This is a genomic window from Sorangium sp. So ce385 (assembly GCF_051474135.1).
Taxonomy (GTDB): domain Bacteria; phylum Myxococcota_A; class Polyangia; order Polyangiales; family Polyangiaceae; genus Sorangium; species Sorangium cellulosum_D.
Genome location: NZ_CP150337.1, coordinates 6232076 through 6247424 on the forward strand (window position 1 = coordinate 6232076; position 15349 = coordinate 6247424).

At 72.9% G+C, this 15349-nt stretch carries 12 protein-coding genes; 9 read left to right on the top strand and 3 right to left on the bottom strand.

The window, feature by feature from the left end; all coding sequences use genetic code 11:
• Positions 1 to 4 precede the first annotated feature (4 nt).
• The 6 genes from gmk (at position 5) to WME83_RS22715 (ending at position 6196) form a co-directional block, all read left to right on the top strand.
• Entirely contained in the window at positions 5 to 643 is a 639-nt protein-coding gene (gmk, locus tag WME83_RS22690; protein WP_020736457.1) for a guanylate kinase, read from the top strand.
• The gene (gene mtnP / locus WME83_RS22695; RefSeq protein WP_437321377.1) at positions 640 to 1527 is read left to right on the top strand and encodes an S-methyl-5'-thioadenosine phosphorylase; all 888 of its coding nucleotides are present in this window, start codon (positions 640 to 642) and stop codon (positions 1525 to 1527) included. The genes gmk and mtnP overlap by 4 nt, the downstream gene beginning before the upstream one ends.
• 154 nt (positions 1528 to 1681) lie before the next feature.
• Entirely contained in the window at positions 1682 to 2608 is a 927-nt protein-coding gene (locus WME83_RS22700) for a PfkB family carbohydrate kinase (RefSeq protein WP_061623735.1), read from the top strand.
• A 79-nt stretch (positions 2609 to 2687) separates the two neighbouring features.
• Positions 2688 to 3350, top strand: a complete 663-nt coding sequence (locus WME83_RS22705) for a hypothetical protein (RefSeq protein ID WP_437321378.1) — start codon at positions 2688 to 2690, stop codon at positions 3348 to 3350.
• Positions 3351 to 3491: 141 nt separating this feature from the next.
• Entirely contained in the window at positions 3492 to 5165 is a 1674-nt protein-coding gene (locus tag WME83_RS22710; RefSeq protein ID WP_437321379.1) for a serine/threonine protein kinase, read from the top strand.
• Positions 5162 to 6196, top strand: a complete 1035-nt coding sequence (locus WME83_RS22715) for a hypothetical protein (RefSeq protein WP_437321380.1) — start codon at positions 5162 to 5164, stop codon at positions 6194 to 6196. Before WME83_RS22710 ends, WME83_RS22715 begins: the two co-directional genes overlap by 4 nt.
• 97 nt (positions 6197 to 6293) lie before the next feature.
• On the opposite strand, the gene proS is transcribed toward WME83_RS22715, so the two are convergent.
• A complete protein-coding gene (proS, locus tag WME83_RS22720) occupies positions 6294 to 7850 on the bottom strand; it encodes a proline--tRNA ligase (protein WP_437321381.1) in 1557 nt (518 codons plus the stop codon).
• Between the two features lie 272 nt (positions 7851 to 8122).
• Between proS and WME83_RS22725 the strand changes: the two genes are divergently transcribed.
• Positions 8123 to 9019: an isoaspartyl peptidase/L-asparaginase gene (locus WME83_RS22725; protein WP_437321382.1), complete on the top strand. Its 897-nt coding sequence runs from the start codon at positions 8123 to 8125 to the stop codon at positions 9017 to 9019.
• Between the two features lie 16 nt (positions 9020 to 9035).
• Positions 9036 to 10550, top strand: coding sequence for a phytoene desaturase family protein (locus WME83_RS22730; RefSeq protein WP_437321383.1), 1515 nt, complete (start codon positions 9036 to 9038; stop codon positions 10548 to 10550).
• Between the two features lie 27 nt (positions 10551 to 10577).
• Here WME83_RS22730 and WME83_RS22735 read toward each other — a convergent pair whose 3' ends face one another.
• Positions 10578 to 12278 (bottom strand): sigma 54-interacting transcriptional regulator, encoded by a 1701-nt coding sequence (locus WME83_RS22735; RefSeq protein ID WP_437321384.1) that lies wholly within the window; start codon positions 12276 to 12278, stop codon positions 10578 to 10580.
• A gap of 206 nt (positions 12279 to 12484) precedes the next feature.
• Positions 12485 to 13309, bottom strand: coding sequence for a hypothetical protein (locus WME83_RS22740; RefSeq protein ID WP_437321385.1), 825 nt, complete (start codon positions 13307 to 13309; stop codon positions 12485 to 12487).
• A 442-nt stretch (positions 13310 to 13751) separates the two neighbouring features.
• Between WME83_RS22740 and WME83_RS22745 the strand changes: the two genes are divergently transcribed.
• A complete protein-coding gene (locus WME83_RS22745) occupies positions 13752 to 15308 on the top strand; it encodes an alkaline phosphatase family protein (protein WP_437321386.1) in 1557 nt (518 codons plus the stop codon).
• The last annotated feature ends 41 nt before the right edge of the window (positions 15309 to 15349 follow it).

Here is a 15349-nt window from a genome sequence, read left to right on the forward strand (position 1 = left end):
GAGCATGTCGACCGAAGCACTCAGTGACGACTTCCTCCTCCTCATCGTGTCGTCCCCGTCCGGCGCGGGGAAGACGACGCTCTGCGGGAGGCTGCGCAGCGAGTTCCCCGACCTGCGCTTCTCGGTCTCTCACACGACGCGGCGCCCGCGCCCGAACGAGGTCGACGGGCGCGAGTACCACTTCGTCGACCCGAGCACGTTCGAGCAGATGATCCGCATCGGCGCGTTCGCCGAGTGGGCCCGCGTGCACGATCACCTCTACGGCACGAGCCTGAAGGAGATCGAGATCGCCCGGGCCACGGCGCGCGGCGTCCTCTTCGACATCGATCACCAGGGCGCGAGGCAGATCAAGGCGAGCCTGCCCGAGGCGGTCGCCGTGTTCATCCTGCCCCCGTCGCTCGCCGAGCTCGAGCGGCGCCTGCGCGGCCGCGGCACCGAGGACGAGCCGACGACGCTGCGGCGCCTCCGCAACGCGAAGGGGGAGATCGAGCACTACGGCTTCTTCGACTACGTGATCGTGAACGACGAGATCAACCGCGCGTACGAGCAGCTGAGGTCGCTCGTCTTCGCCGAGCGGTGCCGCCGGCAGCGGCGCGCGGCGCTCTGCGAGCGGCTGCTCTCCGAGCGGAGGTTCGAGCGATGAGCGAAGGCGCGACGCGCGACGTGCTCGCCATCATCGGCGGCAGCGGGCTCTACGAGATGGGGTGGCTGGAGGACGTCGAGGAGGTCTCGGTGTCCACGCCCTTCGGGCTGCCGAGCGACGCGGTGCTCCGCGGACAGGTCAAGGGCGGCGACGCGACCGTCCTCTTCCTGCCGCGCCACGGCCGCGGGCACCGCTTCTCCCCGTCGGCGATCAACTACCGCGCGAACATCTGCGCGCTGAAGATGCTCGGCGCGACGCACGTGCTCAGCGTGAGCGCCGTGGGCTCCCTGCGCGAGCAGATCGAGCCCGGCGACCTCGTCGTCGTCGACCAGTTCCTCGATTTCACGAAGCGCCGGATCTCCACGTTCTTCGACGACGGCGTGGTCGCCCACGTGCCGTTCGCCGATCCGGTGTGCCCGTTCATGGCGAGCGCCGTCTACGAGGCCGCGCGCGCCACCGCCGCGCGCGTCCACCGCGGCGGCACGTACGTCTGCATCGAGGGCCCGCAGTTCTCGACGCGGGCCGAGAGCCGCATGTTCCGGTCCTTGGGCGCGGACGTCATCGGGATGACCAACCTGCCCGAGGCCAAGCTCGCGCGCGAGGCGGAGCTCCCCTACGCCACGCTCGCGCTCACGACGGACTTCGACTGCTGGCACGTGACCGAGGAGGCGGTGAGCGTCGAGGCGGTCATCGCCGTGCTGAACCGCAACATCGTGCACGCGCGCAACGTCGCGAAGGCCCTCGCCCACGGCCTGCCGGACGTGTCGCAGAGCCCGGCGCGCCATGCGCTGCGGAGCTCCATCATGACCTCGGCGAGCGCGACCTCGCCCGACGCGCAGGCGCGGCTCGAGTGGCTCATCGGCCCCCGGCAGAAGGCGGACTGAGCGTGCTCCCCGGCGAAGGCTGTCGCCGCGCCCGCCCCGCGGCAGCGAGCCGCGGGCGGGCGCCGTCTCGCCCGGCCCCGCGGGCGCGGCGACGGCGCCGCTGAAACGAAACGCGCGGCTAGCGGCTGCGCGAAAACCCGAATAAGAGGCTTCTGTGACGACCTCCTCCGCGATCCTCATCATCGGCTCGATGGCCTTCGACGACCTCGAGCTCCCCTCCGGCAGCGCCAAGAACGTCGTGGGTGGCTCGGCCACGTACTCGGCGTTCGCTGCCTCGTGCTTCGCTCCGGTGCGCACGGTGGCCGTGGTCGGCGACGACTTCCCCGAGGAGACGCTCGCGGCGATGCGCGCCCGCGGCATCGCCGTCGAGGGCATCGAGCGCGCTCCGGGGAAGACGTTCCGCTGGGCCGGTCGCTACGACGTCGATCTCATCCACCGCACGACGCTCGACACGCAGCTCAACGTGTTCGCGTCGTTCGCGCCGAAGCTGCCGGAGGCGTACCGCGACACGCCCTTCCTCCTGCTCGGCAACATCCACCCCGCGCTCCAGCTCGACGTGCTCGAGCAGGTCCGCTCGCCGCGCTTCGTCCTCGCGGACACGATGAACTTCTGGATCGAGGGGGAGCCGAAGGCGGTCGCGGCGATGCTGCGCCGCATCGACACGCTCGTCGTCAACGACGAGGAGGCGCGCCAGCTCTCGGGCAAGTACAACATCCGCCGCGCCGCGAAGGAGATCCTGTCCCGCGGGCCGCGCCGGCTGATCATCAAGCGCGGCGAGCACGGCGCGCTGCTCTTCGACGAGGAGGGCGTGTTCGCGGCGCCCGGCTTCCCGCTCGAGGATGTCGTCGATCCGACGGGCGCCGGCGACGCGTTCGCCGGCGGGCTCATCGGTTACCTCGCGGGACAGCCGGAGGTCACGCCGCTCGCGCTCCGGCGCGGCATGCTCCACGCGACGGCGACGGCCTCGTTCTGCGTCGAGGCGGTGGGCACGCAGCGGATCGCGAAGGTGACGCGCGCCGACATCACGGCGCGGCTCACCGAGATCCGGGCGCTCTACGAGTTCGGCGCGAGCACGATGTGAAGCCCGCCCCGGGGCGGACCGGAGGCGAGGGCCTGCCGTGTGCGGTCGCTGTTCACCTTCCGGCGCATAGCCGTGCTAGATGACCGTCAAAGTGAACATGAACCTCACCACCCGTACACTCGCAGGCATCGCCTTGCTGGCACCCCTTGTCACCGGTTGCGCGGCCCGCACGGCGCCGTTCGACGAGATGGACAAGGCGCAGATCACCGTGCTCCGCCTCCAGGGGCAGGAGCTGGCCCCGACGCCGACGGCGACCGCGGCCCCCACCCTCATCCCGGGGATCCCGCCCGAGCTCCAGCAGATGGGGCAGGCCGCTCTCCAGGGGCTGCAGCAGGCGCTCCCCGGCCTCATCCCGCCCAACCTCATCCCGGGGCAGACCGCGACCGCGCCGACCCTGCCGGCTCAGCCCCGCTTCAAGAACTTCGTCATCCTCCAGCAGCGTCAGCTCACGACCAGCGACGCCGACGAGGAGCTCAAGGACCAGATCCTCGACGTCTTCGGCGACGAGGACAGCTTCACGGCGGACCGCGGCAACTGCTTCTACCCGGGCCTGGGCATCTCCATCATCCGGCCGAACAACCCCACGCCGGTCGATCTGCTCGTCTCGTTCTCGTGCAACCAGGCGATGGGAGACGGCTTCCGCTGGCCCTACGCGGTCAACGGCTTCTCGCAAGAGACCCACCAGAAGCTCAGCGAGATCTACCAGCAGCTGTGGGGACAGGCGGTCCCGCCCGGCGCGTGATCTCCCGACGCGGCGGGGCGCTCCTCCGCGCCGCATTTCTGTGATCAGCCTCACATAGCGTGCCTGCCGGGCCCGGATGCTAGACTTGCTCAAGCTTTCCGGGCTCCCTGCATTTCGGTCCGGAGCGCGCCGCACGACGTCATGATCCCCCAACCCCAGCTGTTGCCGGGAAAGGAGCTCGGGCATTACGAGCTCCTCCTGCCCATCGCGCAGGGGGGGATGGCCACGGTGTGGGCCGCGCGCCGCAAGGGCCATCGCGGCTTCCAGAAGACGGTCGCCATCAAGACGATGCTGCCGTCGCTCTCGGAGGACGCCCAGTTCGAGTCGATGTTCCTCGAGGAGGCGAGGCTCGCCTCGGGGATCCACCACCCGAACGTCGCCGAGATCCTCGACCTCGGGGAGCAGGGCGACGTCCTCTACATCGTGATGGAGTGGGTCGACGGCGAGGCGCTGTCGGTCATCGCGCGGGCGGCCAACAAGAGCGGCGTGGCGATCCCGCTGCGCATCGCGCTCCGCGTCCTGAGCCGCGCTTGCCTCGGCCTGCACGCCGCGCACGAGCTCCGCGACCCGCAGAACGACGATCAGCTGCTCGGGCTCGTGCACCGCGACGTGTCGCCCCAGAACATCCTGGTGACGTACGACGGCCACGTGAAGCTCGTGGACTTCGGCGTCGCCAAGGCGACCAACCGCTCCGGCAACGACACGACCGCGGGCCAGATCAAGGGCAAGGTCCCGTACATGTCCCCGGAGCAGGCGCGGGGCGAGCGGGTCGATCGGCGCACCGACATCTTCGCGATGGGCATCGTGCTCTACAAGCTCACGACCGGGGATCATCCGTTCACCGCGGAGAACGATCTCCTCACGCTGCAGCACATCACCTCGCGGCCAGCGCTGTCGCCCCGCCTGAAGAACCCGGATTTCCCCGCCGATCTGGAGCACGTGCTGATGACGTGCCTCCAGAAGGACCCGGACAAGCGGTACCAGACGATGCTCGAGCTGGAGGGCGCGCTCGAGGCCGTGCTGGCGAAGGAGCCGACGGTGACGGACCACGACGTCGGGGCGTTCGTGCGCGGGCTCCTCGGAGAGCGCAACCAGCGCCGGCGCGCCGCGCTGCGCGACACGGTCCGCATGCTCGACGAGCGCGCGTCGCACCCGCCCGAGGTGATGCTCGTTCGCGACAGCATCAGCGAGTTCTTCTTCACGCAGCTCCCCCCGGGCCACCCGAACGCACAGCTCCCCACGATCCGCGCGAGCGCTCCCTCGCTCTCGCAGCCGGTGCTGCTGCTGCCCGAGGCGCTGCCGCAGAGCTCGCCAGGCCAGGAGACGCCGCTCGGCCCGATCGAGGTCCCCGCGGCGCGGCGTCGCTCGGGGACCTTGGCGGCAGCCGCGGCGCTCGCGCTCGTCACGGCGCTCGGCGCGGGCGTGGTGTGGCTCCGGCAGCGGTCCGCGCCGCAGCCGATCGCGCCCGAGCAGGCCGCGGTGGTCGACCGCGGCGCGGGGGCCGCGGCGGCAGCCGCCCCGGCGTCGGCCAGCGCCGCCGCGATCCTGGCCGACGGCAACGAGGCCGACACCGTACCGGCGCGCGACCCGAGCGCCGCCGCCGGTCCCGAGGAACGCGGGACCGGTGCTCCGAGCCAGGCGGCCAAGGGCGCGCCGGCCGCCGCCGGCCCCGCGGCGCCGAGCGCGGCGGCCGCCGGCCCCGCGGCGCCGAGCGCGGCGGCCGCCGGATCGAGCGCCGCGAGCGCGCGCAAAGCCATCCCGACCAAGCCTCCTTCGACGCGGTGGGTGCCGACCGTCACCGATCCCGGGTTTTGAGCGGCCGGAGGACGCGGCAGCTCCGCGACGCGCTCGTCCTGGCGGCGAGCCTTGGCGTCATGGGCGGCGTGCTGCTGCTCCGCCGGAGCCGGGAGCCCAGCGCGTCGCCGGTCCCGGCTCCGGCGAGCGCACCCGCAGCGCCGTCGCCGCTGCCCAGGGGCGGCGAGCCCGAGCGGATCGCGCTCGAGGAGCGCGAAGCGCAGGCGGGCTGCGACTTCGCCGACCACGGCTTCGGCGGCTACGAGCGCTGGCGCCCCCTGCCGCTGGGCAGGCTCCTCGTCCCGCCCGCGCGCGCGATCTCGGCGGACGGCGGCTACGCGCTGCTCGTCCACTTCCACGGCGCAGAGGCCATCCGAAAGGTGCTGGCTCCCAGGGACATGGAGCTGGTCATCGCCGGGATCGACCTGGGGACCCGCTCCAGCGATTACGCGCGCGCCCTCGAGGTCGGCGGCTGGGACGCGCTGCTCCAGGCGATCGACCGCGAGGTCGGCGCCGCGACCGGGATCGCGGGCGCGCGCGCGCGCCGCCTCCTGCTGTCGTCCTGGAGCGCCGGATCGGGCGCGATCGGGAGGATCGTCGAGCGCGGGAGCAGCCACGTGGACGCCTTGATCCTGCTCGACTCGCTCTATGCCTCTTACATGCCGGGCCAGACGTCGCTCGTGCAGGGCCAGCTCACGCCGTACGTCGCCCTCGCGAGCGCCGCCGCGCGCGGCGCGCCGGTCTTCTACCTGACGCACACCGAGATCCCGACGAGCGGCTACGCGTCGACGAAAGAGGTGGCCAGCTTCCTGCTGAGCGAGCTCGGCGCGAGCCCCATCGCGGTGACCTCCAGCGGCGACGGCGCGCCGCCTGGAGCGCCCGGCCTCGGCGCCGAGGGCGCGGGAGAAGCGCTGCGGCTCACCCGGATGTACGACGGGGGCAGCCTTTACGTGCGCGGCTACGCCGGCTCGGGCCCCGGCGAACACTGCGCGCAGCTGCGGCTGCTCCCCGCGATCCTGGCGGAGCACGTGCTGCCCGCGCTCGGCCGTTGAGGCGCCGCTGCTCCGACGACGCGCGCGGGGTCCTCCCCGCGGCGGCGGGCGCGCCGGCGACGCCGCGCGCGCCCGGTGAGCCGGCGGCTGCCGCCGCTCAGTACGACCTGGCGAACACCACGCGCCGCGGGCTGGGCTTGCCCGTGAAGATGCACGTCCCTTCGCCGGTCACCGCGTCGGCCCACGGCGCCCCTTCGAACCCGCCGGTCGGGATGCAGCGGATGGTCACCTTGTGCGCGTCCTTCACCGCCGCCTCGACCTCGGGATCGCCGGACCAGTGCGCCAGCGCGAAGCCGCCCGGCGCCTCCTTGCCCCCCTTCGACCCGAAGAACGCGTCGAAATCGGCGCGGCTGTCGATCACGTGCGTGTTCGCGTCGCGCATCGCGAGCGCGCGGGCGTAGAGCGTCGCCTGGATGTCGGCGAGGATCTCCGTGATGCGCCCCGTGAGCTCCGCGCGCGCCATGCTCGCCTTGTCCTTCGGCGAGCGGTCCCTGCGCATGACCACGGCCACGCCGCCGTCGACGTCGCGCGGCCCGATCTCGATCCGCAGGGGGACGCCCTTCTTCACCCACTCCCACTGCTTCTCGCCGCCGCGGATGTCGCGCCGGTCGATCTCGACCTCGACGCGCCGCTCGCCGAAGCGCTGCGCCCGGAGCTCCTTCGCGAGCCCGTCGATGTACTCGTCGATCTTGGCGCGCGTGTCGTCGCCCCGGTACACCGGCAGGATCACGACGTGCGCCGGCGCGAGCCGCGGCGGGAGCACCAGGCCGTCGTCGTCGCTGTGGGTCATGATCAGGCCGCCGACGAGGCGCGTCGACACGCCCCAGGACGTCGTCCAGGCGTACTCCTCGGTCTCCTCCTTCGTCTGGAACTTGATGCCGCTCGCCTTGGCGAAGTTCTGGCCCAGGAAGTGGCTCGTCCCGGCCTGCAAGGCCTTGCGATCCTGCATCATCGCCTCGATGGCGTAGGTGTCGACCGCGCCGGGGAAGCGCTCGCTCGCCGTCTTCGGGCCCTCGAGGACGGGCATGGCCATGAAGTCGCGCGCGAACGTGGCGTAGACGCCGAGCATGCGCAGCGTCTCCTCGCGCGCCTCGGCCTCGCTCGCGTGCGCGGTGTGCCCCTCCTGCCACAGGAACTCCGCCGTCCGCAGGAACAGGCGCGTCCGCAGCTCCCACCGCACGACGTTCGCCCACTGGTTGATCAGCAGCGGCAGATCCCGGTAGCTCTGGACCCAGCTCGCGAACGCCGCGCCGATGATCGTCTCGGACGTGGGGCGCACGATGAGCGGCTCCTCCAGCCGGGCCTGGGGGTCGGGGATGAGCCCGCCGCCGGGGCCGGGCACGAGGCGGTGGTGGGTGACCACCGCGCACTCCTTCGCGAACCCCTCGACGTGCTCCGCCTCCTTCTCGAGGAACGACTTCGGGATGAACAGCGGGAAGTACGCGTTCTTGTGCCCGGTCGCCTTGAACATGCTGTCGAGCTCGCGCTGGATGTTCTCCCAGATCGCGTAGCCCCACGGCTTGATGACCATGCAGCCGCGGACCGGCGAGCTCTCCGCGAGGTCGGCCGCGCGCACGACCTGCTGGTACCACTCGGGGTAATCCTCGTTGCGCGTGGGCGTGATGGCGGTCTTCGGCGCTTCGTTCTTGGCCACGGTCTCTGCTCTCCTCGATTCCTCGATGGGCGGCTTCGCGGCGGCCCTGGACCTGGCCGCGCTCGTCCCGCAGCGGGCGGTCGGCTGGCGCCCGCCGCGCTCCGGGCTGAGCGCGCGACGTATCAGGAGCGCGGCAGGGTGTCGAGCGCAGCGCTCCTGCCCCGGGGCCGAGCGGCCTCCCCGCTCGGCGGCGCCGCGCCCGCCCCCCCGGCGGCCGCGGGCCCGGCCGGCTTCGCGGCGGCGCGCGGCCGTGGTACGCGCGGGAGAGCGACGTGAGATACGCCATCCTCACGCACGGCGGGGTGTCCGCGCCGCGAGACGGCGCGGACAGCTGCGCCAGGGCCGCCGACGAGGCGCTCGGCGCGCTCGACGCGGGCGGAGAGGCGCTCGCGGCGGCCATCGCGGCGACCGCGCGCCTGGAAGACGACCCGCGCTTCAACGCCGGGACGGGCTCGAACCTCCGCCTCGACGGGCGCACGATCGAGATGGACGCGGCCGTGATGGCCAGCGACGGGCGGTTCGGCGCCGTCGCGTGCGTCGAGCGGGTGAAGAACCCCGTCCTCGTCGCGGCGAAGGTGATGGAGACGCCCCACCTGATCCTCGCCGGCGCGGGCGCGACCGCGTTCGCGCGCCGGCTCGGGTTCGCCGACCACGATCCGGTCACCGAGGCGGCGCGCGAGCGGCACGGCCACGCCCTCGCCGCGCTGCGCGGCGAGGGGGGCGACGGCGACGCCACGAACGACGCGGCGCGGTTCCACGCGCTCACGGCGAAGCGGTTCTGGAACTTCGACGCCGAGCCGATCGAGTGCGACACGGTCGGGGCCGTCGTTCGCGACGCGCACGGCCGGTTCGCCGCCGCGGCGTCGACCGGCGGGTCGACCTTCTCGCTCCGCGGCCGCGTCGGCGACGTGCCGCTGATGGGCGCGGGGATCTACGCCGGCCCGCACGGGGCGGTGGCGGCGACGGGGGTCGGCGAGGAGATCGCGCGCCGCCTCCTCGCGCGGACGGTCTACGACTGGCTCGCCGACGGCGTCGCGCCCGCCCGCGCCGCGCAGCGCGGCGTCGCGATGTTCCCGGACGTGATCGCCGTCGGCCTGCTCGTGGTGGGGCGGAGCGGCCAGGCGATCGCCTCGAACCGCACCATGCCGAGCGCGCAGCTCGTGGGCTGAGGAGCCGCAGACGACGATGCAGAGCGGAGACCCTGATGTGATCGTGGTGGGCGCAGGACCGAACGGCCTCACCGCGGCGGCGTACCTCGCCCGCGCGGGCCTGTCGGTGCTCGTGCTCGAGGCGGAGCAGGAGCCGGGCGGCGCCGTGCGCACGCGCGAGGTGACGCTCCCGGGGTTCCGCCACGACCTCGGCGCGGCGTTCTTCCCCTTCGGGCAGACGAGCCCCGCGCTGCTGCCGCTCGACCTGCCGGGGGCCGGCCTCGTCTGGCGACACGCGCCGGTCGACAGCGCCCACCCGGCGCCCGACGGGACCTGCGCCGCGATCGCGCGGGACGTCGAGGCGACGGCGAGGTCGCTCGGCGAGGACGGCCCCACGTGGCGCCGGATCGCGGGCTGGCACGCCGCGACGGTCGAGCGGCTGCTCAAGGCGCTGCTGTCCACGCCGCCCGCCCTCGGGGCGCTGCTCCGTTTCGGGCCCCTCAACCTGCTCCGCCTCGCGCAGGTGGCCCTCTCGAGCGGCCGCGGCTTCTCGACGCGCACCTTCCGGACCGAGGCGGCCCGGCGCGTGATCCCCGGCCTCGCCCTCCACACCGACGTGGGCCCCGAGGACCCCTGCGGCGCCATCGTCGGCTTCATGCTCACCCTGCTCGCCTCCAGCGGCGGCTTCGCGGTGCCCGAGGGCGGCGCCGGCTCGGTCACGCGCGCCTTGCTCCGGCGCATCGAGGAGCGCGGCGGCAGCTTCCGCTGCGGCGCCCGCGTCGAGCAGATCATCGCCAGGCAGGGCCGGGCGGCCGCGGTCCGGCTCGCGGACGGCGAGGAGATCCGCGCCCGCCGCGCCATCGTCGCCGACGTCGCGGCGCCGACGCTCTACCTCCGCCTGCTCGCGCCCGAGCTCGTCCCCGGCCGGATCCAGCGCGCCATGCGCCGGTTCCGTCAGGGGTTCGGCACCTTCAAGATGGACTGGGCGCTCGACGGCCCGGCGCCGTGGTCCCACGAGGACGCCGCGCGCGCCGCGGTCGTGCACGCGGGCGACAGCCTCGAGGACCTCGCCGAGTTCACGCGCCAGGTGCGCGCCGGCGCGCTCCCCGAGCACCCCTACCTCGTCATCGGGCAGCAATCGCTGGTCGATCCGACCCGCGCGCCGGCCGGGCGCCACACCCTATATGCCTACTCGCGCGTCCCCTCCTCCATCGACGGGGGCTGGGCGGCCTCCCGCGAGCGCTTCGCCGACCGCATCGAGGCGCGCATCGAGGAGCTCGCCCCCGGCTTCCGGCAGCGGATCCTCGCGCGGAAGATCTGGGCGCCCGACGACCTCGAGGCGATGGACGCGAACCTCATCGGCGGCGATCTCGGCGGAGGCTCGGCCGACATCCGGAATCAGCTCATTTTCCGGCCGGTGTTCCCCTACTTCCGCTACCGGACGCCGGTCCGCGGCCTCTACCTGGGCTCGTCGTACGCGCACCCCGGCGCCGGGGTCCACGGCGCGTGCGGGCACAACGCGGCGCTGGCGGTGCTGGAGGACGAAGGCTGAGCGGCCCGGGCCCCGCTCGCCCGCGCCCTACTTCGATCGCGAGGGCGGGCCGTCCCGGTAATCGGAGCGCTTCAGCCCGTGGCTGGTGATCTTCTCCTGGAGCGTGCGCAGCGGCATCCTGAGCCGCCGCGCCGCCATCGCCAGGTTGCCGTTCGTCGCGCGGAGGGCCTCGAGGATGATCTCGGCCTCCAGGCGATCCATCTGCGCCTTGAGCCCGATCATCGGCCCCGTGCTGGTCGGCGCGATCTCGACGAGCGGCCGGTCCGGCGGCGGCGGCGTGGAGCGCCGGCGCGCCGCGAGGGCGTTGATGCTCTCCGGCAGGTCGAGCGGGGTGATGACGCTGCCCCGCGCGATGACGACGGCGCGCTCGATGGCGCTGCGCAGCTCGCGCACGTTGCCGGGCCAGGGGTATTGCTCCAGGAGCGCGAGGGTCTCGGGATCGATCGAGCGCACGTTGCGGCGATGCGCCTCGTTCGCCTGCCGGAGGAAGCGATGGGCCAGGGGCCCGATGTCCTCGCGCCGCTCGCAGAGCGGCGGGATGCGCAGCGGCACCGCGTTGAGCCGGTAGAGCAGGTCCGAGCGGAACGCGCCCGCCTCGCACATCGCCTCGAGATCGCGGTACGTGGTCGCGACGATCCGCACGTCGACCTCGATCTCCCGGGTCGACCCGATGCGGACGATGCGGCCGGTGTCGAGGAGGCGCAGCAGCGCGGCCTGGGAGGAAGGCGGGAGATCGCCCACCTCGTCGAGCACCACGGTGCCGCCCGCGCACGCCTCGAAGACGCCCTCCTGCGCCTCTGCGGCGCCCGGGAGCGCGTCGGCCTCGTGGCCGAAGAGCGTGCTCTCCAGGAGCTGCGCGGGTACGCCGCTGCAGCCGACGTGGATCAGCTGCTTCTTGTGGCGCGGGCCGGCCTCGTGGATGAGCCGCGCGAGCACGTCCTTGCCGGTCCCCGTCTCGCCCTGGAGCAGCACGGGGGCCGACGAGCGCGCGAGGCGCATGGCGGTCTCGAGCACCGGCCGCATCGCGGGGCTGCGCATCACGAGCCCCTCGTCGCTGACCGCGCGCACGCCGCCCACGGGCGTCGGCCCGCCCATCAGGTTGTCGGCGCTCGGCAGGCGTCGCGGGTCCAGGGCGGCGCGGCGCGCGTCCAGCGCGTCGAGGTGGAGCACCGGCAGCTCCGCGCTCGCGATGACGCGCAGCGAGGCCGTGATCTCCCCGAGCACCACCTCGTCGCCGGGCTTCAGGATGCCCTGCTCCACGCGGTGGCCGCTCAGGAAGGTGCCGTTCGTCGAGCCGAGGTCCTCGACGAGCACGTCGCCGCGCTGGAACGTGAAGCGCGCGTGGCGCCGCGACAGGCTGCGCTCGGGGATCGCGACGTCGGCGCTCGGATCGCGGCCCACGACGACCCCGACCCCCTCGTTCAGCCGCACCGTCTCGGCGCCCTGCTTGTGGTAGATGATGAGCAGCACGTGCGGCTGCGTCCCGCGCTCGCGGCTCAGCTGGTTCAACGCGTCACGGACCTGCGACATCGCGATCGGATCCGTCACGCCCAGCTGCGAATCGAGCTGAGCCTCCTGCGCGTCAGGGTCTTCGGCCGGCGCGGAGGGCTGGGCGGCCGAGGCCTCGGCCGGCGACGCGTCGCCGCGGTGCCCCTCCTCGGACGCGCCCGGCTCGCGGACGTCCGGCGACGGTAGACTCCTCGGAGCGGCCGGACGCGAGTGATTCATGCGTTCTCTCTCATGCGTGCCCGAGGAACCCCCGGCGGCGGATGCTGGCCCGCGAGCCCTGCTCGCGATCATCCTTTATCTCATGACCATAAGCCGCAGGTAGGCCGGCGCGCAAGGCGCGAGCAGCCGATCGTCGGCGCTTGTTGCAGCTCCCCGCGCAGCCCCCGCGGTCCCTCGGCGGCGCGGCCCCTCGGCGCACGCGCGGCTCAGGCGCCGCGCGCGACCTGCTCGCCGGGGATGGGCGTGCGCGCGGAGGGCGTGGGCGGATCCTCGGCGCGGCAGTGCGCGGCGAAGCGTGGGCACGGGGCGTCCTCGATCGGCGGGAGCTCCGCGTAGCCGCGGGGGCCGGCGATCTCGTTGAAGCAGCGGCCGAGCCAACCCGGAATCACGAGCGCGTAGGTGCGCGCGAGCCGCCGTGGATCGTCCAGGGTGCGCAGCATCGCGTGGTAGGTGACCTCGCCGTAGGTCGCCTTGAAGGCGGCCGCCTGCTCGGGCCGCGCGAGCCAGCTCATGACGCCGGCGCGATCCGCTTCCGGATGGAACTGGACCGCCTCGACCCCCGGCGCGACCTGGAGCCCGAGGATCGCCCGGCCCTTGGAGATGCCGTCGCGGCTCTCGCGGGCAAGGAGCTGGCCCCCGAGGCCGCCGAGGCGGCGCTCGTCGAGGTTCACCGCCTCCCAGTTGCGGTGCTCGAAGGCGAAGAGGCGGTCGCCGAACGGAGACAGCAGCGGGTGCTGCTGGCCGACCGGGGTCGTGTAGATGGGCATGACGCCGAACTTGCGGTCGGCGCGCGGCACCACGTCGGCCAGCCGGTAATGGTGCACGACGAGCTCGAACGAGTAGCAGATCGCGAAGAGCGCCCGCCGGTCCGCGCCTCCCTGGATCGTCGACTCGACAACGCCGTCCAGCAGGCGCGCGAAGTCGAGCGTCCACGGCTCGCCCTCGCCGTCGAACGGAGAGCCGGGGCCGCCCGACGAGAGGTACAGATCACAGTCCGTGGGGATCGGTGCGTTGGTGTCCCGGGGCGACACCTCGACAACCTCGCAAGATATGCCCGGATTGTGCTTCTGGACACGTTCGAAGAAGGCTGAGGTAAGCCCGCGCAGGCAGCGCATCGCCTGGTTCACGTGGCCATTGTTCATGTCCACGATGCACAGCCGTAGCGGTCTCAGCGGCCCCATCGACCGGACGTTCTCGACGGTATCTATCCCTGCAGGCGTAGGTGGGAGCGGATTCGAGCTCATCGGAAGGTGGCAGAGTGCAAACGTAGGCCCCCGCGATTTCTACCCATATCACCCTGCAGACCTCGCGAAAAGAAAGGTTTTCTTGGTTACGTCGGTCTTACGCCGGCCGTACGCCGGTTGTCGCGCCGGTGTTCGCGGAGGGTCACGTGGGTTACTCGACGGTTACGTCGAGTCGAGGGGACATCAAAAGTCCTTTCTCGGCCCCGCGTTCCTGAGGATCCTGTGTGTGATGAAAAAACGGAATGTACCGCCGCGTGATCCCCTGACCCGGCGGCATGTGCTGACGGGGATCGGCGCGGCGCTCGGCGCCGCGACCTTCGGATGCAGCGCCACGGAGGGCGCGACGATGCTCGAGGACGCCGGCTCGAGCTCGGGCAGCTCGGGCGGGAACGACGGAGCCGGAGGTGCGGGCGGCGGCGCTGGAGGCGCGGGCGGCTCGGGAGGCGCCGGCGGCGCTGGGGGGGCGGGCGGCTCGGGACAGGCGGGAGCAGGCGGCGCCGGCGGCGCGCCTGCGGATGGCTGCGTCGACACGGCGGGCCTGAGCCCTGCAGAGCTGCTCGCGCCGATCAGCACGATCGTCGTCCTGTGTATGGAGAACCGGTCGTTCGACCACTACCTCGGCTCGCTGCGGCTGAAGGAGGGCAGGCCGATCGACGGCCTGACAGGCAACGAGTCGAACCGGGCGCCGGACGGCGCGCTGGTCTCCCCCTTCCAGCTCGACAACTTCACGCCCGCCGACCCGCCGCACAGCTGGGACGCGGCCCACGCGCAGTGGAACCAAGGGAGGAACGACGGGTTCGTCGTCGCTCACGCGGGGCCGGATCAGCGCGACGTGATGGGCTATCACGTGCGCGAGCACCTGCCGATCCTCTACGCGCTCGCCGACGCGTCGGCGATCTGCGAGCGCTGGTTCAGCTCGGTGCTCGGCCCGACCTGGCCCAACCGGTTCTTCCTGCACGGCGCCACGTCGAGGGGCGTCTCCAGGAACGTGCCGGTCACCGGCTTCACGAGCGTGTTCGAGCTGCTGAGCGACGCGGGGATCTCGAGCAGGAACTACTACCATGACGTGCCGTGGTGCTCGGGGGCGTACTTCAAGTTCAAGGGCGTCTCCGGGATCGAGCGCTTCTTCGAGGACGCAGCCGCGGGGCTCCTCCCCGCGTTCTCCGTCATCGATCCGCAGTTCTTCGGCGCCACCGCGAACGACGATCACCCGGACCACGACGTGCAGCTCGGGCAGGTGCTCATGGCCAGCGTCTACAACGCGCTCGCGAAGAGCCCGCAGTGGGGCCAGTGCCTGCTCGTGATCACCTACGACGAGCACGGAGGCTTCTTCGACCACGTCCCGCCGCCCACGGCCATCGACGACGATCCGCTGTTTTCTCAGCTCGGGTTCCGGGTCCCGTCGATCGTCGCGGGCCCGTTCGTCCGGAGGGGCTGCGCGGTGAGCACCGTGCTCGATCACGCGTCGGTGATCCGCACGCTCGAGGCGCGCTTCGATATTCCCAGGCTGAACGCGCGCTCCGGCGGGGCGAACGACCTGTCGTGCTGCATCGACCCGGCGCTCCTCCGCGATCCCCAGGCGCCGATCGCCCTCCCCACGGTCGAGGTCTCCCTGTCGCAGCTGCGCTCGCGGACCGAGACCGGGATCTCCCAGCCGGAGCTGTGGGACGCCGCGGAGCGCGGGGTCATCCCGCGGCACCTGGACCGCCGGCGCGAGGGGCCGGACGTCGCGCGGCGGGTGCTGGCGCACGCGGAGCGGCTCGGCGCCGCGAGGCTCCGGGACTGAGCCGCCGGCCGGCCGGCGCCGAGGTCGCCCGGGGGCGGGAG

What these genes read in the sequence shown, in the direction of transcription:
- WME83_RS22745 (WP_437321386.1), top strand. Translation starts at nt 13,752, where the DNA reads ATGAAAAAACGGAATGTACCGCCGCGTGATCCCCTGACCCGGCGGCAT.
- WME83_RS22710 (WP_437321379.1), top strand. Translation starts at nt 3,492, where the DNA reads ATGATCCCCCAACCCCAGCTGTTGCCGGGAAAGGAGCTCGGGCATTAC.
- WME83_RS22705 (WP_437321378.1), top strand. Translation starts at nt 2,688, where the DNA reads ATGACCGTCAAAGTGAACATGAACCTCACCACCCGTACACTCGCAGGC.
- mtnP (WP_437321377.1), top strand. Translation starts at nt 640, where the DNA reads ATGAGCGAAGGCGCGACGCGCGACGTGCTCGCCATCATCGGCGGCAGC.
- WME83_RS22730 (WP_437321383.1), top strand. Translation starts at nt 9,036, where the DNA reads ATGCAGAGCGGAGACCCTGATGTGATCGTGGTGGGCGCAGGACCGAAC.
- WME83_RS22735 (WP_437321384.1), bottom strand. Translation starts at nt 12,278, where the DNA reads ATGAATCACTCGCGTCCGGCCGCTCCGAGGAGTCTACCGTCGCCGGAC.
- gmk (WP_020736457.1), top strand. Translation starts at nt 5, where the DNA reads ATGTCGACCGAAGCACTCAGTGACGACTTCCTCCTCCTCATCGTGTCG.